This is a genomic window from Hyalangium gracile (assembly GCF_020103725.1).
GTDB lineage: Bacteria > Myxococcota > Myxococcia > Myxococcales > Myxococcaceae > Hyalangium > Hyalangium gracile.
The window spans coordinates 1-26,589 of the sequence record NZ_JAHXBG010000042.1 but is presented as its reverse complement, the minus strand read 5'-3'; the positions used below and the strand labels follow the sequence as shown (position 1 = coordinate 26,589).

At 69.3% G+C, this 26,589-nt stretch carries 16 protein-coding genes; 9 read left to right on the top strand and 7 right to left on the bottom strand.

Going from position 1 to position 26,589, the window contains the following annotated elements:
• The first annotated feature begins 47 nt into the window (after window positions 1–47).
• Complete coding sequence (locus KY572_RS44810) at window positions 48–1,682, top strand: OmpA family protein (protein WP_224249932.1); 1,635 nt, start codon at window positions 48–50, stop codon at window positions 1,680–1,682.
• 256 nt (window positions 1,683–1,938) lie between these two features.
• Window positions 1,939–7,254: a trifunctional serine/threonine-protein kinase/ATP-binding protein/sensor histidine kinase gene (locus tag KY572_RS44805; RefSeq protein WP_224249931.1), complete on the top strand. Its 5,316-nt coding sequence runs from the start codon at window positions 1,939–1,941 to the stop codon at window positions 7,252–7,254.
• A 34-nt stretch (window positions 7,255–7,288) separates the two neighbouring features.
• On the opposite strand, the gene KY572_RS44800 is transcribed toward KY572_RS44805, so the two are convergent.
• Together KY572_RS44800 and KY572_RS44795 are read right to left on the bottom strand one after the other, a co-directional pair.
• Entirely contained in the window at window positions 7,289–12,097 is a 4,809-nt protein-coding gene (locus tag KY572_RS44800; RefSeq protein WP_224249930.1) for an Ig-like domain-containing protein, read from the bottom strand.
• A gap of 307 nt (window positions 12,098–12,404) precedes the next feature.
• Entirely contained in the window at window positions 12,405–13,037 is a 633-nt protein-coding gene (locus KY572_RS44795; RefSeq protein WP_224249929.1) for an acetyltransferase, read from the bottom strand.
• Between the two features lie 869 nt (window positions 13,038–13,906).
• Here KY572_RS44795 and KY572_RS44790 point away from each other — a divergent pair.
• From KY572_RS44790 to KY572_RS44775, 4 genes are all read left to right on the top strand, one after another.
• Window positions 13,907–14,452 (top strand): hypothetical protein, encoded by a 546-nt coding sequence (locus tag KY572_RS44790; protein WP_224249928.1) that lies wholly within the window; start codon window positions 13,907–13,909, stop codon window positions 14,450–14,452.
• Between the two features lie 146 nt (window positions 14,453–14,598).
• Window positions 14,599–16,284 carry a hypothetical protein gene (locus tag KY572_RS44785; RefSeq protein ID WP_224249927.1) on the top strand — a complete coding sequence of 562 codons (1,686 nt, stop codon included), beginning with the start codon at window positions 14,599–14,601 and terminating at the stop codon, window positions 16,282–16,284.
• A gap of 122 nt (window positions 16,285–16,406) precedes the next feature.
• A complete protein-coding gene (gene sitA5 / locus KY572_RS44780) occupies window positions 16,407–17,894 on the top strand; it encodes a SitA5 family polymorphic toxin (RefSeq protein ID WP_224249926.1) in 1,488 nt (495 codons plus the stop codon).
• A gap of 21 nt (window positions 17,895–17,915) precedes the next feature.
• Entirely contained in the window at window positions 17,916–18,515 is a 600-nt protein-coding gene (locus KY572_RS44775) for a hypothetical protein (RefSeq protein ID WP_224249925.1), read from the top strand.
• On the opposite strand, the gene KY572_RS47630 is transcribed toward KY572_RS44775, so the two are convergent.
• Both KY572_RS47630 and KY572_RS44755 read right to left on the bottom strand, forming a co-directional pair.
• Window positions 18,516–19,640 (bottom strand): phospholipase D-like domain-containing protein, encoded by a 1,125-nt coding sequence (locus KY572_RS47630; protein ID WP_317987984.1) that lies wholly within the window; start codon window positions 19,638–19,640, stop codon window positions 18,516–18,518.
• A gap of 48 nt (window positions 19,641–19,688) precedes the next feature.
• Window positions 19,689–19,880, bottom strand: a complete 192-nt coding sequence (locus KY572_RS44755) for a hypothetical protein (protein ID WP_224249924.1) — start codon at window positions 19,878–19,880, stop codon at window positions 19,689–19,691.
• 205 nt (window positions 19,881–20,085) lie between these two features.
• Here KY572_RS44755 and KY572_RS44750 point away from each other — a divergent pair, with 205 nt between their 5' ends.
• Together KY572_RS44750 and truB are read left to right on the top strand one after the other, a co-directional pair.
• On the top strand, window positions 20,086–21,153 hold the full coding sequence (locus tag KY572_RS44750) for a serine/threonine-protein kinase (RefSeq protein ID WP_407660119.1): 1,068 nt from the start codon (window positions 20,086–20,088) through the stop codon (window positions 21,151–21,153).
• Between the two features lie 16 nt (window positions 21,154–21,169).
• Window positions 21,170–22,063 carry a tRNA pseudouridine(55) synthase TruB gene (truB, locus tag KY572_RS44745; RefSeq protein ID WP_224249966.1) on the top strand — a complete coding sequence of 298 codons (894 nt, stop codon included), beginning with the start codon at window positions 21,170–21,172 and terminating at the stop codon, window positions 22,061–22,063.
• Between the two features lie 102 nt (window positions 22,064–22,165).
• Here the strand turns inward: truB and queF are convergent, their stop codons facing one another.
• On the bottom strand, window positions 22,166–22,528 hold the full coding sequence (gene queF, locus KY572_RS44740) for a preQ(1) synthase (protein WP_224249922.1): 363 nt from the start codon (window positions 22,526–22,528) through the stop codon (window positions 22,166–22,168).
• A gap of 206 nt (window positions 22,529–22,734) precedes the next feature.
• On the opposite strand from queF, the gene KY572_RS44735 reads away from it, so the two are divergent.
• A complete protein-coding gene (locus tag KY572_RS44735) occupies window positions 22,735–24,630 on the top strand; it encodes a hybrid sensor histidine kinase/response regulator (protein ID WP_224249921.1) in 1,896 nt (631 codons plus the stop codon).
• Here the strand turns inward: KY572_RS44735 and KY572_RS44730 are convergent.
• A complete protein-coding gene (locus tag KY572_RS44730; protein WP_224249920.1) occupies window positions 24,614–25,360 on the bottom strand; it encodes a carbohydrate deacetylase in 747 nt (248 codons plus the stop codon). The genes KY572_RS44735 and KY572_RS44730 overlap by 17 nt on opposite strands.
• Window positions 25,361–25,369: 9 nt before the next feature.
• Window positions 25,370–26,389 (bottom strand): extracellular catalytic domain type 1 short-chain-length polyhydroxyalkanoate depolymerase, encoded by a 1,020-nt coding sequence (locus KY572_RS44725; RefSeq protein ID WP_224249919.1) that lies wholly within the window; start codon window positions 26,387–26,389, stop codon window positions 25,370–25,372.
• Between the last annotated feature and the right edge of the window lie 200 nt (window positions 26,390–26,589).

Here is a 26,589-nt window from a genome sequence, read left to right as displayed (position 1 = left end):
ACGGGGCGAGTCGCGTGCAGGCCAAGAGGGCCAGCGCCTCGGAGTCCGTGTCACCAGCCCACGCTCCGGAAGCCCGGGACAGCGCGGCGGTTCATCAGGCGGCGAGGCTCGGCACGAGCGGAGCGGGCGGAGGGCTGCCCTACTTCGAGCAGATCCAGAAGTCGTTCGGAAGGCATGACGTGTCCGGCGTCGTGGCCCACACCGGCGCGGCGGCGGAGCAGGGCTCGCGGGCGATGGGCGCGAAGGCGTTCACGATGGGCCACCACGTCGCGTTCGCCGGAGCGCCGAGCCTCCACACCGCGGCGCACGAGGCGGCGCACGCGCTCCAGCAGCGGGCCGGCGTGGTTCCCGCTGGCGGAGTGGGGCAGTCGGGAGATCGCCACGAGCACCACGCGGACGCGGTCGCGGACAAGGTGGTGCGCGGAGAGTCGAGCGAGGCGGTGCTGGATGCCTCCCTGGGCCATGCCGGTTCGCCGCCCTCCCTGGCCATCCAGCGCGAGGACGAGAAGAAGGCGCCGGCGGCCGAGCCCGACGCGAAGATTCCCGCGGCCAAGGGCCAGTACACCCTGGACAGCTTCGCCTTCGGCGGCTCCTCGCTCACCCCCGAGCACGAGAAGCAGATCGATGCGCTGGTGGCGGAGCTGGCCGCGAACCCGCTCGGCTCCGGCGGTTCCATCCTCCTCGTGGGGCACACGGATGCCGTCGACAGCCCGGAGCGCAACCTGGCCCTCGGACAGGCGAGGGCGGAGAGCGTCCGGCAGAAGCTGCTGTCCAAGCTCCCCGCCCAGGCGCAGGGGCAGGTGAAGGCCGTGAGCCTGGGGAAGTCGGCGCTGGCGGTCGACACCCCGAGCGAGAACCGGTTCAACCGACGCGTCGAGGTCCACATCCAGAGGGCGAGCGCCACGGTCGCGCCTCCTCCTCCCATGCCATCGCCGAGCACGCCTCCTCCTCAGCAGGGGCCCGCGCTTCCTCCCAAGAAGGAAGCAGCGCCCGCCCCGGCGCTCGGCTCCGTGCCGCCCGCGATGACCCGGCGGCTCAACGAATTGGCCGAGCTCATCCCCGCCGCGGGAGATGCGGTGAAGCGGGATCCGCTCGTGCGAGAGCTGAGGGATCTCGTGGTGAAGATCCAGCCCTTCCTCCCCAACGACGAGGCGAAGAAGAAGCTCGACGACGCCATCGCCAGCGGAGTGGGGGAGGGCATCAAGGAGGGCATCAAGGCCCTGCTCGAGGCGCTCGCCGGCAGGGGGCCGACCGCCGTCTCGCCAGACTCCTCGCATACGGGACCGGCCATCGCTCCGAAGGACTTGAAGGAGCAGATCTACAAGGGGCCCGCCATCCCGTTCGGCGCTGCCCCGCCTGTCAGGCGCTACTCCTTCGAGTTCAGCGGCCTGGGGTCCACGTACAAGCCCGGGGATGGCATCTCGTTCACGGTGCGCACCCCGGACGACTTCGACCCGAACGGCAAGGCGGGCGCGGGACGCGTCATCATCATGGAGGCCGAGGACTTCCAGAAGAATGGCGGCGTGAAGGCGGAGCGCCTCGGCTCCAAGCACATCCAGTCCAAGGGCAAGGTGAGCCTCTTCCTCCAGGCCCCGGACAAGCCCGGCCGATATGTGCTCGGCATCATGGTGGGCTTGTCCTTCCAGTCCCACCCCGTCCACGAGTTCAAGGTCGGCCCCTAGCGCGAGCCCGCCAGGCACCTCCGGGCCCTGGGGCTGGGAGGACCCGGCGAGGATTCGGCCGAACCCCTCCCGGAGTCGGCCGCTCCTCTGGCCGTGCTTCCCCTGGCAACCCTGGGCCCGCCTCCCTCTCCAAGGCACCGAGGGCCTGTCCAAAAGTGTTGCCTGGCGGGCATCGTCCCCGATGAGCGTGTACGCTCCCGCGTGTTGAGCCGAGGCGGTCATGGAGGCCCCTCGCTCAGGGGGACTGCTCACTTCCATGCTGGACATCCCGGGCTTCAGAGTTCTGGGCACGCTGCGCGCCACCGGCTCGAACGTGCTCTTCCACGCGGTGCGAGAGGCCGATGGCCTGCCCGTCATCATCAAGACGCCGATGACGCCCTCGCCTGGGGCCAGTGAGAGCGAGCGCTACCGTCGGGAGTTCGGAATCCTGGAGCGGCTCCGGGACGTGCATGGCGTGGTCCGGCCCTACTCCTACGAGCGCATCCGCGAGCGGCCCGTGCTGCTGCTGGAGCGGGTGCAGGGCGAGCCCCTGTCCGAGTCGGTGAGCCGGCCCCTGGAGCTCCCTCGGTTCCTGAGCCTGGCCACCTCCCTGGCCTCCACGCTCGCGCAGATCCACTCCCGCAACGTCATCCACAAGGACATCAAGCCCTCCAACATCATCTTCGAGCCCTCGGGAGAGGCGCGCCTCATCGACTTCGGCGTCGCCACGCTCCAGAAGGTGGAGCACCTGGACGCGGCCCCCACGCACCTGGTGGAAGGCACGCTGGCGTACATGTCGCCCGAGCAGACGGGGCGGATGAACCGGGCGGTGGACTACCGCACCGACTTCTACTCGCTGGGCGTCACGCTGTACGAGCTGCTCACGGGAAGGCGGCCCTTCCAGGGGCGGGACGCGCTCGAGTGGTTCCACGCGCACATGGCGCAGACGCCCAGGCCACCGCACGAGCTCAACGCCGAGATGCCGCCGGCGCTGTCCGCCATCGTGATGAAGCTGCTGGCCAAGGTGGCCGAGGAGCGCTACCAGAGCGCCGAGGGGCTGAAGGCGGACCTGGAGCGCTGCCGTGAGGCCCCCGTCCAGGACGCGCGGGAAGTCTTCGCGCTGGGCACGCAGGACATGCCCCGCCGCTTCCAGCTGCCGCAGCGGCTCTATGGGCGCGACGCCCAGGTCTCCAGCCTGCTCCAGGGCTTCGAGCGCGTCGTCCGCACCGGGAGGCCGGAGCTGTTCCTGGTGAGCGGCTACTCGGGCATCGGCAAGTCCTCGGTGGTGCACGAGCTGCACAAGCCGGTGGTGAAGCGGCGCGGCTTCTTCCTCAGCGGCAAGTTCGACCAGTTCCAGCGGGACGTTCCCTACGCCACCCTCGCGCAGGCCATCGGCGGCCTGGTGCAGCAGCTGCTCGCGGGCAGGGACGAGGAGGTGGCCCGCTGGCGCGAGCGGGTGAACCAGGCCTGGGAGGGCCAGGGACAGGTGCTCGTGGACCTGGTGCCCCAGGTGGAGATGCTGGTGGGCAAGCAGCCCCCGCTCGCGGAGCTGCCCCCCCACGAGGCCCAGCACCGCTTCCATCAGGTGGTCCGCCGGTTCCTGCAGGTGTTCGCCACCACCGAGCACCCGCTGGTGGTGTTCCTGGATGACCTGCAGTGGGCGGACCTGGCCAGCCTGAAGTTCATCCAGCAGATGCTCTCCCAGCCGGAGACGCCGCCGGTGCTGTGGATTGGCGCCTACCGCGACAACGAGGTGAGCCCCTCTCACCCGCTGATGCCGGTGCTGGAGGAGGCGCGCAAGGCCGGCGCGCGGATGAGTGAAATTCGGCTGGAGCCCCTCAGCCCGGAGCAGGTCGCCCGGCTCGTGGCCGACACGCTCTCGGGCGCGCCCGAGGAGGTGGTCCTCCCCCTGGCGGCGCTGCTGCGCGAGAAGACGGGCGGCAACCCCTTCTTCCTCCTCCAGTTCATGGTGACGCTGAACCAGGACGGCCTGCTGGTGCACGTCCCCGGAATCGGCTGGCGGTGGGATGCCGAGGGCGTCCGGGCCAGGGGCTACTCGGACAACGTCGTCGACTTCATGGTGGACAAGCTGCGCCAGTTTCCCTCCGGGACGCAGCACCTGCTGCGGCTGGCGGCGTGCGTGGGCAACGTCTTCTCGCTCCCGCTGCTGGGCACCCTGGGCGAGCTGGCGGACGTGGGGGAGGTGGCGGAGGGGCTCGAGCCCGCGCTCCAGGAGGGCATGCTGGTGCGCTCCAGCCCGGAGCAGTACCGCTTCCTCCATGACCGCATCCAGCAGGCGGCCCACACCCTCCTCTCGGAGCAGGAGCGCAAGGAGGCCCACCTGCGCATCGGCCGGCTGCTGCTCCAGCGCCTGTCTGCCGAGCAGCTGCGCGAGCTGATCTTCGACGTGGTGAGCCAGCTCAACGCGGGGGCCGATCTGATCGATGGCCCCGCGGAGCGCCACCACCTCGCCCGGCTGAACGCCGAGGCGGGCGCGAAGGCCGAGGCCGCGGTGGCCACCCGCCCGGCCATCCACTACTTCTCCGCCGCCTTCGCCCACATTCCGGGAGACCCGTGGACCACGGACCGGGAGCTCGCCTTCAAGGTGCGGCTGGCACGCGCGCGCTGCGAGCTGGTGAGTGGCAATGCCGTCGAGGCGCGCCAGCAGGTGGACGAGCTCCTCACCCGGGTGAGCACTCCGACCCACGTGGTGACAGCCACCTGGCTGAAGAGCGACGTCCTCATCGCGCTGGGTGACGTGGATGCGTCCGTCGCGTGCATGCTGGAGTGCACGGCGATGCTGGGCGCGCGCATCCCCGCGCACCCCACCTGGGAGGAGGCGCGGGCCGCTCACGAGGAGGCGTGGGCCGCTCTGGGAGACCGCCCCATCGAGAGCCTCATCGACCTGCCGCTCATGACCGACCCGGACATGAAGCTGCTGGTGGGGGCGCTCGCCTCGCTCACCCCGAAGGCCTTCGTCACGGACAGACACCTGCTCATCGTCCTGCTGAGCCGGTTGGTCTCCCTCACCCTGCGTCACGGCATCACGGAGTCGGCGGTGCTGGGCTGGGGCTGGTTCGGCGTGCTCACCGGCGCCGCGTTCAATCGGTACCAGGAGGGGCTGGCCCTGGGGCTGCTCGCCCGCGCCTTCGCGGAGCGCCACAACGTCGCCGCCCATCGCTCGGGCGCGCTGCTGAGCCTGCACTTCATCAGCACCTTCACCCAGCCCCTGGAGAACTCCCTGGAGATCGCTCGCAGCGGCCTCCATCAGGGGCTCCAGATGGGCGACTTCTATGGCGCCACCTGGTGCTGCGTGTCGATCGTCTCCACCCGCCTCGCCATGGGGCACGACCTCGAGGACGTCCAGCGGGAGCTGGGGACGTACAGCGAGTTCCTGGAGAAGGCCGGCATCCTGGATCCGCGGGACGCGCTGCGCGTCTTCCGGGCCTACGCGCAGCAGCTGCGCGGGCGCGCGCACTCGTTCGACTCGCTGAGCACGGACGACTTCGACGAGCCTGCCTTCGAGGCCGGGATGACCGCCCCCCGCATGAGCAGCATGCGGTTCTGGTACTGGTCGCTCAAGATGGAGTCGCGCTTCATGTGCGGCGCGTACCGCGAGGCGCTCGAGGCGGCGGACAAGGCCACCGAGCTGCTCTGGGCCACCAATGGCAACCTCCGCGAGCGGGAGCTCCAGCTCTACCGCGCCCTGTCCCTGGCCGCGCTCTTCGACAAGGCCTCGCCGGAGGAGCAGCAGCGGTGGCTGGGGGACATCCAGCGCCACCAGCAGCAGCTGGCGGAGTGGGCCACCCACTCTCCGTCGACGTTCCGTGCCCCCGAGCTCATGGTGTCCGCGGAGCTGGCCCGCCTGATGGGACGCTCCGAGGAGGCGACGCGCGCTTACGAGGAGGCCATCCAGGAGGCTCGGGAGAGCGGCGCCACCCACTTCGTCGGGGTGGCCAGCGAGCTGGCGGCGAACTTCTGGCGCACGCGGCGGGCTCCGATCGTCGCGCACACCTTCGCGCGCGAGGCCCGAGTGGCCTACCGACACTGGGGCGCCCACGGCAAGCTCCAGCAACTGGACTCCCAGTGGCCGCACCTGTCGGCCGCCTTGTCCCAGGAGGACGCCTCGACCAGCAGCAGCAGCACGGACACGACCCGGATCGACGCGCTCACGGTGGTGAAGGCCCAGCAGGCCATCTCCAGCGAGATCGTCCTGGACCGGCTCGTGACGACGCTGATGCAGGCGGCCATCGAGAACGCTGGCGCCCAGCGCGGCGCCCTGCTGCTGCCGGAGGGAGAGACGCTCTCGGTGGTGGCCACCTCCAACGCGGATCGGAGCACTCCCCCCGTTTCCTCCGGCGACGATGGAGACCCCGAGCTGCCGTGGACGATCCTCTCCTATGTCCGGCGCACCCGGGAGCACGTGCTCATCGCGGATGCCTCCCAGCCCCACCCGTTCGCCTCGGACGCGTACCTGGCGCGCAGCCGGGCACGGTCGGTGCTGTGCCTGCCGCTGATGCGCGGGGATCAGTTCTCCGGAGCGCTGTACCTGGAGAACAACCTGGCCACCAACGCCTTCAACCCCGCGCGCCTGGCGCTGCTGGGGCACCTGGCCTCACAGGCGGCCATCTCCATCGAGAATGCCCGGCTGTACGCGGACGTGCAGCGCGCCAAGGCGGAGCTGCGCCGGGCCAATGACGAGCTGGAGCAGCGGGTGGAGGAGCGCACGCGCGAGCTGAAGGAGGCGCAGGCCCGGCTGGTGGACACCGCGCGCGAGGTGGGCATGGCCGAGGTGGCCTCCAACGTGCTGCACAACGTGGGCAACGTGCTCACCAGCGCCGTCGTGAACCTCGAGGTGATGCAGCAGACCGTGGAGGGCTCGCGCGTGAGCCGGCTCAAGCAGGCCACCGGCCTGCTGCTGGAGAACCGCGAGCGCCTGGCCGAGTTCGTGGCCAAGGGGGCGCGGGGCGGCAACCTGCCGGAGTACCTGGACGCGCTGGCCGACGAGCTGATGGACGAGCACGCCCGCCTGCGGGAGGACCTGGACATGATGGGGCGGCACGTGGAGCACATCCGCGCCATCGTCCAGGTGCAGCAGACCTACGCCCGGAACTCGCTGATGACGGAGGAGTGCGACCTGGCCCGGCTCATCCAGGACGCCCTGCGCATCCAGACGGGGGCGCTCCAGCGCCACGGCGTGTCCGTCCAGCACGAGCTGTCCCCGGTGCCCAAGGTGAGGGTGGACAAGCACAAGGTGCTGCAGATCCTCATCAACCTGATCAGCAACGCGAAGTACGCGCTGGACCCGCTGCCCCTGGGGCAGCGGCACCTGCGCGTGCGGCTGGTGGCCGACGGCCGGGTGGCGCGCATCCAGGTGGTGGATGTCGGGGTGGGCATCGCGCAGGAGGTGCGCGAGAAGCTCTTCACGCACGGCTTCACCACTCGCAAGGACGGCCACGGCTTCGGCCTGCACTCGAGCGTGCTGGCGGCGCAGATCCTGGGCGGCAACCTGACGCTGGAGAGCGAGGGCCCGGGCAAGGGAGCCACGGCGACGCTCGAGCTGCCGCTGTCCCCGGAGTCCATCCGGGACTGATGACGCGGCGGCAGCCCGAGCCCGGGGCCTCCGTCTAGCGCGTCACCGTGACGGTGATGTTGGGGCTGTAGGCCGAGTTGCCGGCGGCATCCCACGCCCGTGTCTTCAGGGTGTGGCTGCCGACGGTGACCTGGGCGGTGCTCCAGCTCCAGGTGTAGGGCGCGGAGGTGACGGTGCCCAGCAGCACGGAGCCCCGGTAGAACTCCACCTTGGTGATGGTGCCTCGGTCATCGCTGGCGATGGCGTCGATCTGCGCCACGCCCGAGACGGTGGCGCCATTGGAGGGGGTGGTGATGGACGTGGTGGGCGGCGTCAGGTCGTTGTCGCAGGTGACGTTGACGGCGGCCGAGGTGGCCACGTTGTTGAACGCGTCATAGGCCTTGGCGGTGAGGACCTTGGCGCCATTGGCCTGCAGGCGCGAGTTGTAGCTGAAGGAGTAGGGGGTGGAGGTGTCGCTGCCCACCTGGGTGGTGCCGATGAAGAAGGCCACCCGGGAGACACCCGAGACGTCGCTGGCGGCGGCGGTGAAGGTGATGGTGCCGGTGAGCGTCTCCCCTTCGCCGGGCGAGGTGAGCGTCACCGAGGGCGGGGTGAAGTCGTTGTCGAAGGTGACGTTGACGGCGGCCGAGGTGGTGACCTGGTTGACGGCGTCATAGGCCCTGGCGGTGAGGACCTTGGGGCCGTTGGCCTGCAGGCGGGTGTTGTAGCTGTAGGAGTAGGGAGCGGTGGTGTCGTTGTAGACCAGCGTGGAGCCGACGTAGAAGGCCACGCGCGTGACGGCCTTGTTGTCGCTGGCGACGGCCGAGAGGACGACGGTGCCGCTGAGGATGTCTCCCTCCGCGGGCGCGGTGAGCGCCACCGTGGGCGGAGTGAAGTCGTTGTCGAGCATCACCGTCACCTGAGCGGTGCCGACGTTGCCCTTGGCATCGAATGCCTTGGCCGTGAGCGTGTGCGCCCCATTGGAGCTGGAGACCGTGCTCCAGCTGTAGGAGTAGGGCGAGGAGGTATCGGTGCCCAGGCGGGTGTCGCCGTCGAAGAACTCGACGCGGGTGACGGCGACATTGTCCGTGGCCGTGGCGGAGAGGATGACGGTGCCCGCCAGGGTGGTCCCCGCCGAGGGGGCGGTGAAGGCCACGGTGGGCGCCACGTCGTCGTTGCTCACCGTTACGTTGACGCCCGCCGAGGTGGTGGACTGCCCCGCGGCGTCATAGGCCTTGGCGGTGAGGACGTGGGCGCCGTTGGCCGCGGTCTTCGTGTTCCAGGTGTAGTTGTAGGGCCAGGAGGTGACGGTCTCCAGCAGCGTGGCTCCATCGTAGAACTCGACATGGGTCACGGCGATGTTGTCGGAGGCCGTCGCGGAGAGGGTCGCGTTCCCCGCCAGGACTGCCCCCGAGGCCGGCGAGGTGAGCGTCACCGTGGGCGGCGTGAGGTCATTGTCGAAGCTCACGGACACGTAGGACGAGACCCCCTCGTTGCCCGCGGGGTCATAGGCCCGGGCCGAGAGCGTCCAGAAGCCATTGGCCAGGCTGCGGGTGTTGTAGCTGATGGCATAGGGCGCCGAGGTGGCGGTGCCCACCTGGGTGTTGTTCACGAAGAAGGCCACCCGGGAGATGCCCGAGGCGTCGCTGGCGGTGGCCGTAAAGGTGACGGTGCCGGTCAGCGTCTCCCCGTAGGCGGGCGAGGTGAGCTCCACCGTGGGACGGAGGATGTCGTTGTCGAAGGTGACGTTGAGCTGGGCGGAGGAGCCCACGTTGCCCAGGGTGTCATACGCCCTGACCATGACGGTCTGGGCCCCGTTGGGCCGGAGCTGGGTGTTGTAGCTGACGGCGTAGGGCGCCGAGGTGGCGGTGCCCACCAGGTAGCCGCCCACGAAGAAGGCCACCTGGGAGATGCCCGAGGCGTCGCTGGCGGTGGCCGTGAAGGTGACGGTGCCCGTCAGCGTCGCGCCCTCCTCCGGCGAGGTGAGCGCCGCCGTGGGGGGCGTGAAGTCGTTGTTCGTCGTCACCGTCACGGTGGCCACGCCCGTGTTGCCCGAGGTGTCGAAGGCCTTCGCGGTGAGCGTGTGCTCACCGTTGGAGACCGTCCGGGTGTTCCAGGTGCAGGAGTACGGCGCGGAGGTGTCGCTGCACAGCAGCGTGGCGCCTTCGTGGAACTCGACGCGGGCGATGGCCAGGTTGTCCGTGGCCGTCGCGGTGGCGGTGACGGTGCCCGTCAGGATGGCTCCCTGCTCGGGAGAGGTGAGGGCCACGGCGGGCGGGGTGAAGTCGTTGTCCACCGTCACGCTCACGCCATTCGAGGTGGCGGACAGCCCCACGGTGTCAAACGCCTTCACGGTGAGCAGGTGGGTTCCATTGGTCGTGGTCCTCGTGTCCCACGAGAGGCTGAAGGGCGGGGTGCTGTCCTGCCCCAGCAGCGTGTTCCCGTCGTAGAACTCGACCCGGTGGATGGACACGTTGTCGAGCGCCGTCGCCGAGATGCTCACGGTCCCCACCAGCGTGGAGCCCGAGTCTGGTGCGTTGAGCCCGACGGTGGGCGGCGTGGTGTCCGGCCCCGCGGCGATGGTGAGTCCCGTGGAGGAGGTCAGCCCGTTGACGGTGACGGACAGCAGGTACAGCCCGGGGAGCACCTGTGGCACGCTGGTGGTGACGTGCGTGCTCGAGAAGCCCTGCGAGGGCAGGACGAGCTGCCTGCCGCGCTCCAGGTCCCGCAGCGTCAGCACGGGGAAGTCCGTGGGAGAGGAGCGGCTGTTGCCACCGCTGGCTTCCGAGATACCCCGCAGCAGCGTGCCATTCACGGTGAAGACACTGCCCGGCGTCAGCGGTGTGGTCGCGGAGACGCTGATGCCGCCAGGCCTCCACGAGGGGCTGGCTCCCGTGTCGTCATACAGAGCGCCGTAGGTGAAGTCGTCGTCTCCGGTGATGAGCACCTTGCCCGAGGGAAGCAGCGACGCCGCGTGGTGGGAGCGGGAGCGCGTCGTGGAGACCGTGTCCGTCCAGGAGCCGCTGTATGGGTCATACAGATCGCTCGTTCCCTCGGAGCCGCCCTCCGCGCCGTTGGCCACGAGCACCTTGCCCGAAGGAAGCAGTGTCGCCGTGTGCATGGCGCGGGCACGGGTGAGCGAGCCGGTGGCCGTCCAGGCGCCGGTGCTGGGGTCGTACACCTCGGCGCTGGCCGTGTAGTAGTTCGTGCTGAAGCCGCCCGCGACGAGCACCTTGCCCGAGGGCAGCAGCGTCGCCGTGTGCTGGTAGCGGGCCTGCGCCAGTGCGCCGGTGGCCGTCCAGGTGCCGGTGGCCGGGTCATACAGCTCGGCGCTGGTGAGGTAGTTGTTGGCGTACCCGCCCGCGACGAGCACCTTGCCCGAGGGCAGCAGCACTGCCGTGTGGGAGTAGCGGGCCTGCGTGAGCGAGCCGGTGGCGGCCCAGGTGCCGGTGGCGGGGTCGTAGACCTCGGCGCTGGCCAGGGCGCCGCTGCCGAGCCCACCCACCACGAGTACCTTGCCCGAGGGCAGCAGTGTCGCCGTGTGAGCGCGACGTGCCTGGTTCAGGGGGCCGGTGAGCGTCCAGGAGCGCAAGGTGGGATCGTACAGCTCGACGCTGGTCAGGGAGCCGTTGTGGCCCATGCCGCCCGTCAGGAGCACCTTGCCCGAGAGCAGCAGCGTCGCCGTAGCGCCGTAGCGGGTCTGGCTGTGCGGGCTGGCGGCGGCCCAGGTGCCAGAGACCGGATCGTATTCGTGCGCCGAGGGGACGTACATGTGGCCGCTGGAGGTGCCCCCGCTGGTGACGAGCACCTTGCCGGAGGCCAGCAGCGTCGACGTGGGGGAGTGGCCCAGGGCGATCCAGGGGGTGATGCTCCAGGAGCCGGTGATCGGGTTGTACAGCTCGGTGCTGGACAGGGGCACGGTGGAGCCCAGTCCGCCCACCAGGAGCACCTTGCCCGAGGGCAGCAGCGTCGCCGTGTGCTGCCTGCGGACCTGGGAGAGCGAGAGCTGGGTGGACCAGGCGCCGGTGGCCGGGTCATACACCTCGGCGGTGGCCGTGGCGTCGTAGAGGCCGGAGCCGCCCGTCACGAGCACCTTGCCCGAAGTCAGCAGCGTCGCCGTGGTGTCGGAGCGGGCCTGCGCGAGCGAGCCGGTGGAGGACCAGGCGCCGGTGGCCGGGTCATACAGCTCGGCGCTGGCCAGCGGGCCGCTGGAGTCCAGGCCTCCAGCCACGAGCACCTTGCCCGAGGGCAGCAGCATCGCGACGTGGCCCTTGCGGGGCTGGGCGAGCGAGCCGGTGGAGGACCAGGCGCCGGTGGCCGGGTCATACAGCTCGGCGCTGCCGAGGACGCCGCTCGAGTCCGCGCCGCCCACCACGAGCACCTGGCCGGAGGGCAGCAGCGTCGCGGTGAAGGATGCGCGGGCCTGCGAGAGCGAGCCCTTGGAGTACCAGAGGTCGGTGACCGGGTCATACAGCTCGGTGCTGGCCAGCGGGCCGCTGGAGCCCTCGCCACCCGTGATGATCACCTGGCCCGAGTGCAACAGCGTCATGGTGTGGTGTTTGCGCGGGTTGAGGAGGATGTCGGAGATCATCCAGAAGCCTCTGACCGGGTCATATTCCTCGGCGAACGCCACCAGGCCGTTGGGCCCCTCTCCGCCCGTCACGAGCACCTTGCCCGAGGTCATCAGCGTCGCGGCATGATGCCTGCGGGCCTGTATGAGCGAGCCGTGCCAGGTCCAGGCGCGGGTGTCCGGGTCCAATTGCTCCGCGCTGGAGAGGATGCCGTCGGGGCCTTCTCCGCCCACCACGAGCAGCTTGCCCGAGGGCATCAGCGTCGCCGTGTGGCCGCCCCTGGCCGAGTTCATGGACGCCGACACGCTCCAGCTTGGAGCCGCGACGAGCCGTGAGGACTGACGGGAGACAGGAGCGTCGTCAGGCGCCCGCTCCGGGGAAGGAGTGCACGCGCCGAAGACGAGGACGAGCGCTGCAATCAGGAGCGTGGAGAGTGGTGATGCACCTGTCGCGTTGATTCGAAGCATGTTTCCCCCCTGTGGATGGCGGCTCGGCACAGAGCACGCACGGCAGGGGAGTGTCCATGGAATTGCGTTCGTTGCGCAGTGAGTCCACTTTCACCCGCCACTCATTGAGGGGGCAAAGGGTGGACTCCCTGCGTCAGCTCAGGCTGCGCCGGTTGAAGAAGGGCCGCCCTGGGTTGCCCAGGATGGTGGCGCCCTCCGCCACGTCCTTCGACGTCATGGAGCCCGCCGTCAGCAGACAGTTGCGCGCGATGGTGATTCCCGGCGTCACGATGGCGCCCATGCCGACGAACACGCACGCTTCCAGGGTGACGCCTCCGCCCAGTGCACTGTTGCCGCTCACATGGCAGAAGTCGCCGACGCGGCTCTCGTGGCCCACCACGGCGCCGGTGTTGATGATGCAGTGCTCACCGATGGTGGCCCCGTGCTCGATGACGGCGCCGGGCATGACGACGGTGCCGGCCCCGATGGTGACGTTGGCGCCGATGACGGCGCTCGGATGGATCAACGTGGGAAACCGCCAGCCCGTGAACTCCGAGCCGAGGCGCTGGCGCGTGTGGTTGTCGCCCACGCCTAGAAAGAGGGCGTCCGCCTGCTCGTGCGAGAGCGCATGGCGATCGCCCAGAACCCGATATCCGAAGCGTTCACGACCAGTCATGAGCGGGTTGTCATCAATCAACCCGATGATCTGGTACCGACGCTCGGCGCGTACCACGTCCGCGATCACGGACGCATGCCCGCCCGAGCCAAACAAGAATAGAGATTTCATGGCTACCGCTGCCCCCCGCCGCCCTCAAGCCCCCACCTGTGCACTCGGGACCTTGAACATGTGGTCGGCCGGGTGCAACCGGTCCTGGAGCGCAGGTCGGGCCCCGCCGGGGCCGGTGGCAGGGTGCGTCCCGGCAGATGCGGCGGAGTGGCTCCGATCTCTGGTAGAACACGGGCCCACCGTCTTGGGGACACAGGTCGCGGGCCCCTCGTCTCGGTGCGGGTCCCCCCGTCGCCGACGGGTCCTCCCGCACCGGCCGTCCCGCTCTTCCACGGCACACGGCTCCCTGGGCGTGAATCGATTCGAGAGGGACCCTCTCGGTGCGCTCTGGCGCAACTGGTCTGCTGGTATGACAGGTTGGTTCGAAAGGCCGTCAGCCAGGGCTGCCGACCTGGGCTCGTGTTGTCCCTGCATCGGGAATTCGTGCCTCACCCGCTTGAGCCGAGCATGATGAGTGCGCAATGAATGAGTCGACCCTGGTCGGATTGGCCGAGTATCTGGAGGAGCGAGGAGACCTTTGACTCTCGGATTGGGTCTGGGGCCTGGCCCGGTGGGGAAAGAGACCGCTGGTCCTCGCAGCTTTCGCGGCCGCGGAGCCGTGCCTGGCTATCAGGTCCGCTCGGCAGAACTCTCCGCAGATGAAGCGTCGGGCTCTGCTGCCCTCTGTGCGCGCCGAGAGAGGTGCGCTACCGCAGGCCGGGTGATTCGGGGCGCGTTGGATTCCGCACTGTGGACAGCGACTTCAGCCATCGCTGGGATCTCGGATGCGGCGAGACGCGGTGCTGAAGCAGTGAGCTCCGCACCAAATCTTTACGCCCTGATGACGAACCGGTCAGGTCCTATGGAAGGCGAGCACTGAGGAGAGACGCATGTTCTCGTTTGCGGTTGGCAGGTATGTCTTCCAGCAACAGCCCGTCGGAGTCGTGAAGCACCAGTCCAGGGGAGGAGCCCTGTTGCTCGACTCAGGAGGGGAGGAGCACGGCAGCGCTTCTCAACTCCACCTTCTGGTGGAGCGCGCCGATGATGGCCAACGTGTTCTCGAGGTGCGCCGCTCGTACAGTCCAGGGCCGGAGGCGGGATTCCGGCCTGGAGTGGCGTTCATTGAGGAGACCGGGGTCCTCTTCATCGGCGCGGGGGACTGGGCTGCGGCCTATTCCGTGGGCCCTCCCATGAAGCTGTGGGAGGAGAGCGTGGAAGCAGGCTTCTGGTCGTGGAGCAGGCACGGCGACGTCGTGCTCATGTCCGCTGAGCTTACCTTGGCGGCATGGGACACCGCTGGACGCAAGCTCTGGAGCACCTTCGTGGAGCCTCCCTGGTCGTTCCGGGTGCAGGAGGATGCTGTCCACCTCGATGTCATGGGTACTCCATCGAGGTTCTCTCTTCACTCGGGTCCCGAGAGTCTCCCAGCCGGGTGACCAGGTTCTACGAATCCGTTGTTCGAGAGGGTAGGAGCAGAGCCACGCCGGAGGGCGCCTATCTTTCGCCCGGAGGACACTCGCTCCTCAATGAGTGAGGCAGGCCACTCACGGACTGCGAGCATGGCGCTTACTACAAGCGCCCGATGACGACCTCCGCCCTCCAGCCAGTCTCCCACCCACGTGCGCGGTGGCGCCGTCGCCTCTTGTGGGGGCTCGGGGGGCTGCTGGTCCTGGAGCTGCTCTACAACCTTATCCTGCTGACCGGGTTCCTGGCCACGGTCATCAACCACTTCACCAAGGAGCACCCACGCATCGAGTGGAGCAGGGCCTGGAGCCTGATTCCCGGACACGTCCACGTCCGAGACCTGAAGCTGCGACACGAAGGAGCCAATGGCGCCTTCTGGCAGCTGGAGATGGGGACCGTGAAGGTGAACCTGTCCCTCTTCTCCCTGCTGAAGCGGGAGCTGAAGAGCGGCTTCGTGGAGGTCTGGGGACTGCAGGTCCGCATCCACCCCGGGAAGAAGGAAGCGGGCGCGGAGAAGCCGAAGGGCCCGCCTCCCCAGGACCCCTGGAAGGTGCTCCTGCATGGGGTGCGAGTCCACGACGTCCGTCAGGTGGACTGGAATGAGGTCCGGCTGATGGGAATCACGGAAGCCTCCGGGAGCCTGGAGCTCGTTCCCCGGCTGCGCGTCTCCGTCCGGGACGCACGGATTCAATTTGGCCAGGGGCAGATCTTCTACGGCGAGGAAGCCGTGGCGCGTGTCGAGAAGGGGTTGGGGGAGTTCTCTCTCGAAGCACAGCGGCAGGAGGGCGACGTAGGGCTCGATCTCATCGCCGGCATGACGGATGGACGGTTCCAGTTCTCTGGCCACCATCCCCCGCTTCATGAGCTGCCCCGGCTCACCTCCCGGCTCGGCGGCATCGGGCTGCGAGAGGGCGCAGGGCGGCTGGACGTGGATGTCCACGTGAAGGATGGCCGTCTCGCGCCGGGTACCCAGATCAAAGGCTCGGGAGAGCCCGTCATCGTGTCCTTGGGAGCGCTTCGCGTGAGAGCTCCCTGGAAGCTTCACTCGGACGTGTACACGCCCGCTCAGGGAGGAGACCGGTTGGGCCTGAAGCTCTCCCTGGGGCCGGCGCGGATGGAAGGCGGACAGTGGCCGTCGATGGAGACATCGGAGGTGACGTTCCTGTTGGGGGCCAAGGCGCCGAGACTGGACGAGTCTCCACCGGACACGCATCTCGAGCTCCACACGGAGCCACTCCAGGCCACCTGGGGCGGCGCGAAGATGACCGGGCACATCCACGTGGAGGTCGACGCGCGACAGATGTCGGTGGAGCGTGGCTCGGTGGAACTGCACGGAAGCCGGGTGCGGCTGCAGGATGTCTCCGTGCGGACGGGAAAGGACGAGGAGCGTAACTGGGAGGGCGTGCTGACCTTTCCAGAGGCCACCCTCGATCTGTCACCGCTCTCGGCGAAGGGCCGCTTCTCTGGGAACTTCTCCAATGCGGCCCCGGTCGTGGCTCTGCTCACCTACAAGGGCGCGCTGCCGGGTGTGCTGAAGCCCCTGCTCACCGCCAACAACCTGGGGCTCTCCGGAGCCGTGAGCCTGGGCGAGGGCGGCATCAAGCTGAGCGGGCTGCGCGCCAATGGCCAGGGGCTCGAGCTGCGTGGAAAGGCGGAGAGTGCCGAAGGGGGACCTCACGCCGTGCTGCTGGTGAAGATGGGGATCCTCTCCGTGGGCGTGGAGACAGGCGCTGGCGAGACGCACGTCCAGGTGCTCAACGCCTCGAACTGGTACGCGGAGAAGACAGGCGAGCGGACGGAGTGAGCCAGGGCCACGGCGCCTTCCCAGGCCGAGCGCGGCGAACGGTGGGATGAGACCTGGAGGGTCATCGTTTCCGCGCAGCGCTCTCCGTAGCCTGCGCCTCTCTGTCTCGAGGGAGGAGCTTCATGGAACGGCGCCAGGTGGGGGCCTTGCTGCTGGCGTGGCTCACGGCGTGCGCCAGTGTGCCGCGCGCTCCGTCCGCGGCTGTGGACCCGGAAGAGGCCGAGCTGGCAGCAACTCGGTATGAGCTGCGAGTGCTGACTTCTGGGGCCGGTCAGGCTGAGTCGGTGGAGGTGGCGCCAGCGGATCTCCAGCGAGCCCTGAGAGAGTTGGCGCGGGAACTCCCACCAGCCGGGCACCCCATGGAGACGGCGCGCTGGTTGATGGAGGGAGGGCTGCGAGCCGACCTGCTGGCGGAGGTGGAGCGAGGGCGTGTGGTGCGCTTGAGGCCGCTGGAGGACGACAGCCCGCTGGAGGCCGCTTCAGCAGCGGAGGCGAAGCGCAGATACCTGGGCATGTGCCAGCAGGAGTACGGCGGGGGAGATTGCCTGGGGCTGCTGACGGATGGTCCCGTGCTCACCCGGGAAGACTTGCGCACCTTGGGGCTGGCTCTGGCGTTGAAGGGAGTGCTGAAGCAGACGCGGTTGGCGGTGAAAGAGATGGTGTCGCCCCAGGCCCTGGTGGGGCTGCTGGTGTGGACGTGCTGCCTGTACCTGACGCTGTGGCTACTGCCCGAGCCCGTGTCCAAGGCGGTGGCGGCGAGCCTGACGGTGGCACTGCTGGCGTGGCTGCCGGTGCACACGCTGTGGAGCCTGATGGATGGGTGGGCGGCCCTGGTGCACGACGTGGATCGGGCTATGTCCTATGAGCAGGTAGAGGAGGCCGGCCAGAAGTTCAGCCAGGTGATGGGGGAGAACACCGCGCGAGTGGTGGTGATGCTGGTGACGGCGGTGCTGACGGGGGGCGCGGCACGGTTTGCGGCGAAGCTGCCGAAGCTGCCGGGCTTCGCGCGGGCGGCGGCTCGAGCCGAGGCACAGGGAGTGAGCCTGGCCGAGGCGGGCGAGGTGGAGGCGGTGGCCGCAGCCGATGAGAGCACCTTCACCCTCATGGTGCGCCGCCCCGGGGGCAGGGCAGCCGCCGCAGCGGAGGAAGCGGCGGAGTCGCGCGTGGGCGCCGCGATCATCATCCGCCACCAGGGAGGTAACAGGCAGGTCCTCATCAACGAGCAGCGCTGGCACGTGCCAGCAGGCAGGTCCCTGAAGGAGGTTCCAGCGAAGGACCCGATAGGGGACCAACTCCAAGCGGCGGCCCAGCGCGTAGCTGCGGGATGGAGCCGCAGCAGGCTGTCCAAGGAGCAAACTCGAGCCATCGAGCGAACCAGGGAGCAGCGGCAGTATTTTCGGGCACACCTCCTGGAGCGAATGTACCGGGGACAATGGGTGGAAACCCGGCTACGAGGAGAGTTTCCGGGGTTGCGTTGGAACAGGACCGGCGTTGACGCGATTGATCCGGCAACGGGGCTTGAATACGAGGTGCTGACAGGCACCGACTGGAACATGCAGGCGCACGGGCGGAGGATGGCGGAGGCGTTCTTCCGGTTGATCACATTCTGAGAGGGCGGAGACCCAGGTCCCATGATTCAGTTCCGCGACCAGGAAATCGTGAACGAGCGACTCGTTCTCGATAGCAAGACCGAGGTCTACTACCTGGGGCACAACCTCACGTTGAGGAACTGCACGCTCGTGGTGAGCGTCCCTGCAAAAGCGCTGGTCATCTCTCGGACGCGACTCATCGACTGCACTATTGAAATCAAACGCGTGCTGAAGAACTTCCGATGGGAGTCTGCCCACCTGAAAGGCTGCCGATTCCTGGGCCGCTTGAGCGGGAACGACTTCGGTAGCTCCCCGGACATGCCTTCCGAAGGAAGCATCGCGGATTGTGACTTCTCCCAGGCTCACCTGACGGGATGCCGCTTCCTGAGCTGCGATGTCCGCACGCTCCGCTTTCCGTCCTGGCCCTGCTTCACGATTCTGGAGCCGGTGCATCGTTCGCGTGAGCTGAGTGCTCTCCCCTGGCCCGGGAAATACGGATCGGTCATCGGAAGAGGGTTCGCGGACGACCCACCATCGACCGTTGCAGTGACTTACGCAGCCGAAGAACTCGCGAAGTTCTGTGGCACCACGCCCGAAGCCATCCGGGCCGTCGTGGAGAAGCTGGACGGCGTGGTCCGCTGACTACCGCAGCCGCTTCCGGCCGATGAAGCTGGCGAAGGCCTCGGCCATCCGCGCTCCGGCCAGCCCCAGGATGTCCAGCAGCCACGCCTGCAGCCCCGTGCGCTGGCAGTCTCCCAACGTGATGGGCCTCGCGCCGCGCACGTGCTTGTCCAGCCACGCCATCGCCTGCGCCGCCACCCCGTCGTCCTCCACGTCCACCAGCGTCTCCAGGTTCACCAGCGACAGCGGATCCAGGTTGAAGCTGCCCACCAGCAGCCGCCTGCCATCCACCACCGCCGCCTTCGCGTGCAGCGTGGACGCCGTCCACTCGTGGATATGCACCCCGCCTCGCAGGAAGTACCGGTACAGCCGCATCGTCGCCGCTCGCGCGAACACCACGTCGCTGCGCCCCGCCAGCAGCAGGTGCACCGACACGCCCCGCTTCGCCGCCCGGTTCAACGCCCTCATGAAGCCCCGGTCCGGCAGGAAGTACGCATGCGCCAGGAACACCTGCGTCTTCGCCTTCGCGATCGCCTCCAGGTAGCGCTGCCGCAGCCGCCGCCCCCCTCCAAACCCCGACAGCAGCACCCTCACCGGCCCCGAGGCCAGCTCCACCCGCCCCGCATGCAGCTTCGCGCCCAGCTGCGCGCAGATGTCTCCTTCCAGCTCCAGCACCAGGTCCGCCCAGCCCGGCTCCCCATCCCCGCCCCGGTAGTCGTCTCCGATGTTGATGCCGCCGATGAACGCCACCCGCTCATCCACCAGCAGAATCTTCCGGTGGTTGCGCCAGGCCCGCCCCGTGAAGATCGACGTCAGCGGGTTGTACACCCGCACCTTCGCCCCCGCCGCCCGCAGCGTCCGCTGGATGGCTCCGCTCTCGCCCATGCTCCCCCAGCCATCGATGATGACCTTCACCTCCACCCCTCGCTGCGCCGCCGCCGTCAGCGCCGCCAGGAAGCTCGAGCCCACTCCCTCCCGCTCGAAGGTGTAGACCTCCAGGTGCACCCGCCGCGTGGCCGACGCGATGGCCGCCAGCATCCGCGGATAGGCCTCGGCCCCGCCGTCCAGCAGCGTCACCGGCGCGCCTGCCCTCTCCTTCAACGAGAGCGCCGCCTGCGCGGACTTCAGGGCACTTTCGGTACTCACGGCGGGTGAACCTGGAACTTTCCTGTTGGGGTAGAAACGAGGAGCCCGTCAGTGGTCGTGCTTGCGCGCCCCGTGGCCCTTGCCCTTGTGCCGGCACTGCGAGCCATCCCAGTACTCGCTGGGATGGCAGTCCTTGCGCGTCTTGCTCTTAGCCGGCTTCACGACGGTGGTGTCTCGAACGATGATGCAGCCTCCCAGCGTGAAGGCCGCCAGGACGGGCAGGAGGAGTCGGAGTTTCATGCGCCCAGCCTACCCAGAGTCGGCCGTTTGCGCTGGCCTGCATGCTTCTCCAGCAGGTGGGCAACCAGGGCTGTCGACGGTCCGCGCACAACTCGCTACCCTGCGCGTCGTGGCTGCTCCTGAAAAAGAAAAGTCGGACAAGGTGCCCCTGCGTCACCGCAAGATCGGGGCGTATCGCGTGCTGGGCGAGCTGGGGCGTGGAGGCATGGCCCAGGTGTACAAGGGCCTCCACGAGCAGATTCAACGCGAGGTAGCGCTCAAGGAGCTGCTCCCGGACGCCCAGAAGGACAAGGAGTCCCTCTCGCGCTTCCACCGCGAGGCGCTCGCCCTGGCCGCCTTCCGCCACCAGAACATCGTCACCCTGTACGATCTGGTGGAGAAGAACGACAGCCTCTTCATGGTCCTCGAGTTCGTGGACGGGCCCACCCTCCATGATCTCATCAAGGATGGGCCGCTGCCCCCGGACGTGGCCGCCGTCATCGGCGCGCGCATCGCCAGCGCGCTGGACCATGCCCACTTCCGCCACATCATCCACCGCGACCTCAAGCCCGGCAACGTGATGCTCACCAAGTCCGGCGAGGTGAAGCTGATGGACTTCGGCATCGCCAAGGACGTGGACCTGGTGGCGCTCACCCAGCAGGGCATGGCGGTGGGCACCCCCGCGTACATGAGCCCGGAGCAGGTGACGGGCGCGCCGCTGGATCCGCGCACGGACCTCTTCTCGCTCGGCGTGCTGCTCTACGAGGCGCTCACCGGCGCGCGCCCCTTCCAGGGCAAGACGGCCGGCGAGGTGTTCGCCCGCATCCGCGACGGCAAGTACACCCCGCTCCACAAGGCGGCGCCCCACGTGCCCTCGCACCTGGCCAACGTCGTCCGGCAGGCGCTCGAGGTGAAGCCCGAGAAGCGCTTCCCCAACGCCGCGGCCATGCGGCGCGAGCTGGACGTGTTCCTCGCCCGCGAGGTGCAGGTGTCCCACCCGGCGCTGCTGGTGTCCTTCCTCCGCCAGCGGCAGAAGCTCACCGAGACGGAGGCGCTGGCGCACCTGACGCAGGCGGAGCTCGTCTCCATCGAGCACCACGCGGAGCAGCGGCAGGCCCGCGTGGCTCGCGCGAAGCTCAAGTGGGTCGTCGGCGTGGTGCTGCTGAGCCTGGCCACCGCCTCCGGCGTCTACTTCTCGCAGGACGCCTGGGTGCCCCTGGTGCAGAAGAAGGGCGCAGAGTCCTCCACGACGCCCGCGCCCACGCCTCCGGCTCGCAACACCGGCCGGAAGTAGGGAGCCGGCCTCGGTGCTGAAGCCCGGCATCTATCTGGCGCACAAGCCGGTGGGTGAAACGAGCTTCTCGCTGGTGCGCGCCGCCATGGAGGAGCTCCAGGCGCGCCCCGGCAAGCGCGTTCCCGTCTGCCATGGCGGCACGCTGGATCCGTTCGCCGAGGGGCTCCTGCTGCTGCTGGTGGGGCAGGCCACGCGGCTGATGGACCTCATCCACCCCGTCCCCAAGCGCTACGTGGCCGAGGTCATCTGGGGCACGGAGACGGACAACGGCGATCTGCTGGGCCGCGTCGTCCACCAGGGCGATGCCTCGCGCCTCACCCCGGCGGCGCTGGACGCGGCGCTCTCGGGCTTCCTGGGCTGGCACGACCAGGTGCCTCCGGCCACCAGCGCGAAGAAGGTGGGCGGAGAGCCCGCGTACCGCAAGGCCCACCGGGGCGAGGAGGTGGTGCTGCCTCCCTCGCGCGTCTACCTGCACGAGGCGCGCTGGCTCTCGCATGAGCTGCCTCGCTTGAGCCGCCTGGAGCTCACCTGCCGAGGCGGCTTCTACGTGCGCTCGCTCGCAAGGGATGTGGGGCGGGTGCTCGGCTGTGGCGCGCACCTGTCCCGGCTGCACCGCGCGGCCATCGGCCCGTGGGAGGATCCCGGCCTGGGGCAGCGCGTGGAACTGCACGGGCGAGCGCTGCTGCCGTGGTGCTCCACCCGCGAGCTCTCGGACGCGGAGGTGGGCGAGCTGCGCCGCGAGCGCCCCATCCCGCGAGGACGGCTGCTGGCGCCGGACTGGAAGCTGCCCGCGGGCTTCCCGGATCCCGACGCGCCCGTGCGCGGCTTCCATCAGGGACACCTGGTGATGCTGCTGCGCGAGCGAGACGGACAGCTCGAGGCGGTGTCCCAGCTGCGAGACAGGCTCTAGCGTTCGCCAGACGCGAGGATGCAGCGGCGGAACCCTGCGAACCCGCAAGCCGCCGGGTGGCGCTCAGCCGATGACGGGCAGGCGCCCCCCCCAAGGTGGGCGCTAGCCCTTCTTCTTGTCGTGCGTCACGGTGACGATGGTGCCGATGCCGCCGCGCACGAAGAAGTCTCCCTCCACCGTGAGCTTGCGCGGCTGGATGGCCTTGATGATGTCGTCCGCGATGGTGTTGGTGACCTTCTCGTGGAAGGCGCCCTCGTTGCGGTACGCCCACATGTAGAGCTTCAGGCTCTTGAGCTCCACGCACAGCTGATCCGGCACGTAGCGGATCTTGAAGCGCGCGAAGTCCGGCTGACCGGTGAGCGGGCAGAGGCAGGTGAACTCGGGCACGTCGAAGGCGATCTCGTAGTCGCGCTCGGGAGCCGGGTTGGGAAAGGTCTGCAGTTCCTTGGTGGGCTGAGAGGGCATGTCGGCTGTCGTCTAACACACAGACGGCCGGTTGCATGGGTTCCTTGAAGGACGCCTTCCTGCCTGCCAGGCGTGGGGTGTTGAGCCTTGAAGAGATCAGCCCCGGACACTGTCGGGCCCCCAACGGCCAGGGGCGGAACTCACGGGAAAAACCGTGAGGTGGGTTGTCGGTCAGGGCAGGGCACCCTTATCTCGGAGGTGTCCCCATGCTGCCTCCTGATTTCCAGAATGTGCTCGCGCACCTCCCACAGGCCACGCTCCGCGTTGGCCCGGACCTCAAGGTCCAGTGGCTGGAGCCGGACTTCGCTCGGAAGGTAGGAGTAGCGCCTACGTTGGGTCGCGGGCTGCTGGACATCCTGGAGTACGGCCGGAGCCGGGATGCGCTGTCCCGCGCCATCCGCGAGGGGCGCGAGCACGAGGGGCACGTCATCACCAGCGCGATGCGTCAGGTGCGCGTGCAGGTGCGGCTGGCGAAGGAGGGCGAGCCCCCCGGGGCGTGGCTGCTCTTCGAGCCCTCGGGGCTGGACGACGAGGGGGCCTTCTCGCAGGTGGTGCAGGAGATTGCCCGCGCGGTGGGCGAGACGCTGGAGGTGGACAACGTCTGCGCCGCCGCGGTGACGGCCCTGGTGCGCTGCGCCCGGGTGCGTCGCGCGGAGGTGTTCCTCTGCGAGGAGGGAGGCCAGGGGGGACTGCGCCGCGCCGCGCTGTCCGACCTGGCCGACTGTGAGTCCCCCGAGGATGCGTTCGATCCCTCGGCGGACCCCTTCCTGCAGGCGCTCTCCACGCGGCGGGCGCAGATTGGAGTGCAGCGCGGCTACGGGGATGCGATGGGCTCCATCTTCGCCGCCGTGCCGCTGTGCGCGCCGCGGCGCACGGTGGGGCTGCTGCTCCTTTATAAGGAGCAGGGCGCTTCCTTCTCGGTGCGCGAGCTGGACCTGTGGACGGCGGCGGCCGGGCAGCTGGCGGTGGCGGTGGAGAACGCGCGGCTGCTGCGCGAGGCGCAGGCGGCGCTGCGAGTGCGCGAGGAGTTCATGTCCATCGCCTCGCACGAGCTGAAGACGCCGCTCACCCCGCTCAAGCTCAGCCTCTTCACGATGGAGCGGCGCATCACCACCGGGCAGCCGGTGGAGCTCTCCAGCGTGCTCAAGTCCAAGCGGCAGGTGGATCGGCTCGCGGGGCTGGTGGATGACCTGCTGGATGCCTCGCGGCTGGAGCTGGGCAAGCTGGAGCTGAGCAAGGCGCCGCTCGAGGTGGGCCAGTTGGTGGCGGAGGTGGTGGACCAGTTCCGCCACGCGTTCGACCGGCCCTTCACCGTGGAGGTGCCGCGCCAGCGCGTGTGGGTGCAGGGAGACCGCGACAGGCTGGAGCAGGTGCTGGTGAACCTGCTGGAGAACGCGCACAAGTACAGCCCCGCCGGCGAGCTCATCCTCGTCGAGGTGCAGGAGGGGGATGACGAGGTCCGCATCCACGTGAAGGACAAGGGCATCGGCATTCCCGGCGCGGACCAGGCGCAGGTGTTCCAGCGCTTCTACCGGGCGCGCAACGTGTCCCACCGCAACTTCGGCGGGCTGGGGCTGGGGCTCTTCATCAGCCACTCCATCTGCAAGCTGCATGGGGGCAACCTCTCGCTGTCGAGCGCCGAGGGGCTGGGCTCCACCTTCACGGTGACGATGCCGCGCATGGCCTCGCGCGAGGTGCGGCTGCTGCCGCCGCGCGTGCTGCTGCTGGACGAGGACCGCAGCCAGGAGGCCGAGGCCGAGCGCGTGCTGCGCGGCGAGGGCTTCGAGGTGCTCACCGTGCGCAACGGCGACGATGCGCTGCGCAACGCGGCGGCCTCTCCGGTGGATCTGATTCTGCTCTCCGCGAGCGCCTCGCAGCAGGAGGTGGGCATCTTCCTGGAGACGTTCGCCACGCTGCCGCGCGCGCGGCCGGTGCCAATTCTCCTGGCGGGCTCGCGCAGGCCGGCGTGGGCCTGGGAGGGCACGGTGCTGTGCTCGCGGCCCTACCGCGCGGACGAGCTGATTGCCCGCGTGCGCAACACGCTGGCGCTGACGCCTGAGCCCGGCTGGCCCGTGGCGGAAGAGCTCAACGTCCGGATGTGAGGACGCCGAAGCCGGTGGGGCTGAGCCCCGCGCGTGCCAGCGTCTCTCGGGCCTTCGGGTGGAGGAAGGTGGCCAGCTCCACCTCTCGCTGCGCCGCGTAGCCGCTCTTCACCGCCTCGGGGGTGTAGCCGGGGTGGCACATGAGTTCGATGACGCCGGAGGCGGGCAGCGCGGTCACCTCGGCCTCGAAGCGCTCCAGCGTCCAGTAGGCCTCGGCTCCGGCGTCTCCCACGAAGTGCGCGTTGGTGGCCACGCCGTGGGCCTGGAGCTCGCGCCGCATGGCCTCGTCGATGGAGCGCACGGGCAGGCCGGCGGCACGGGCGGCGCGCGCCAGGCCGGTGAGCACGCTCGGGTGGCGGTGCAGGTGCTTGTGCACGTCCACGTGGGTGGCGGGGCGGCCGAGCAGCGTGGCGAGCCGCTCGAGCTGGGCGCGGGCCTCGGCCTCCACCGCCTCGGCGGGCAGGGTGGGCGCGCGGGCCTCGGAGAAGGCGCCGTTCTCCAGGAAGTCCCTCGGGAAGCCCTGCCACGCGGGGGTGCCCCGGGCGAGGTTGAGGTGCAGGCCGATGGACAGTCCCTGCGCCTCGCGAGCCGCCTGCTCGGAGTAGGGCGTGTTCACCATGAAGGTGGCCGAGGAGACGACGCCCTCGCGCATCGCGCGGAGGATGCCGCGGGTGACGGCCGGGTCGTACCCGAGATCGTCGGCGTTGATGATGAGGGCGCGGGGGCTCACGGGGCTCTCTCAGGGACGGGGGTGGTTCTCGAAGAAGCGCCACATCTCGCGAGTGGCGTCCAGGTCCTGGGTCGTGTGGCCGTAGCTGGGCGGAATGAGGCCGCCGGGCCAGGTGTGGCCACCGCCCTGGACGGTGCAGAGCGTGGCGGGGGCGGCGCAGCCGGTGTGGGTGACGCAGGTGCTGTCGCCCTGGCGGAACGTCTCCTGGAGCGTGCCGGTGCAGCCGTTGCGCTCGGCCCACTTCGCCACGGTGGCGGGTGCGGAGGGGTAGGGACGGCCGAAGGGGATGGTGCCTCCGTCATAGGTGATGGTGGTGTCGGCCGTGCCGTGGAAGTGCATCACGGGCACCGGGCGGCGCGGCGTGCAGTTGATGACGTTCTCCATGCCGGCCACGGGAGCGATGGCGGCGAAGCGCTCGGCGCGCTCGCAGGCCAGCCGGTAGGAGAAGAAGGCACCATTGGACATGCCGGTGGCGTAGGTGCGGCGGGTGTCCACGCACACGCGCGTGTCCAGGTCCTTGAAGACGGCCTCCACGAAGTCCACGTCGTTCACGTCGTAGATCTGCGCCGGGCCGCAGCATCCTCCGGCGTTCCAGCTCTGGGTGTCGGCGTTCTCCGGGTCCGTGCGGCGCAGGGCCTCCGGGTAGTTGAGGCCCTGGGGGTAGACGACGATGAAGCCCTCCTCGTCGGCCACCTGGGACATCTTGCTGAGGCCCTCCTGCTCCTGGGCGGTGGAGGAGAAGCCATGGAAGGCCACCACGGTGGGGGTGGGCTTCGTGGCGTCATAGCCTGGCGGGACGTGGACGTTGTAGGTCCGGGTCCGGCTCTGGTGGTCCACGGTCCACGTGTAGTTGCCGGGCCCCACGGTGAGGCCGGAGCACGAGGTGCGGTCCACGATGGGGGGATAGCCTCCGCCGGTCGGAGGTCCCGCGTCCGGGGCCGTGGGGGGAGTGGAGTCGTCGTCACAGCCGGTGGCACCGAGGAGCAGCAGCACGGCGCCGAGACGCAGGAGGCGAGAGGGCAGGGGCATGGGGCGGAGAGGCAAGGTAGCCCAGATGACTGCCGTGGTGCGTGTGCCGCGTGACGCCTTTCCAGCTGTGGACAGCCGCCAGCCTCCAGGGCTGCCGAGCCTGAGCGGCGTCAGCCCCGGTATCTCTCCGCGACGCGGTAGAGCTGGGTGAGTGAGAAGTCCAGCAGGGACTGGGAGGAGCGCATGTACTTGTGGGCGCG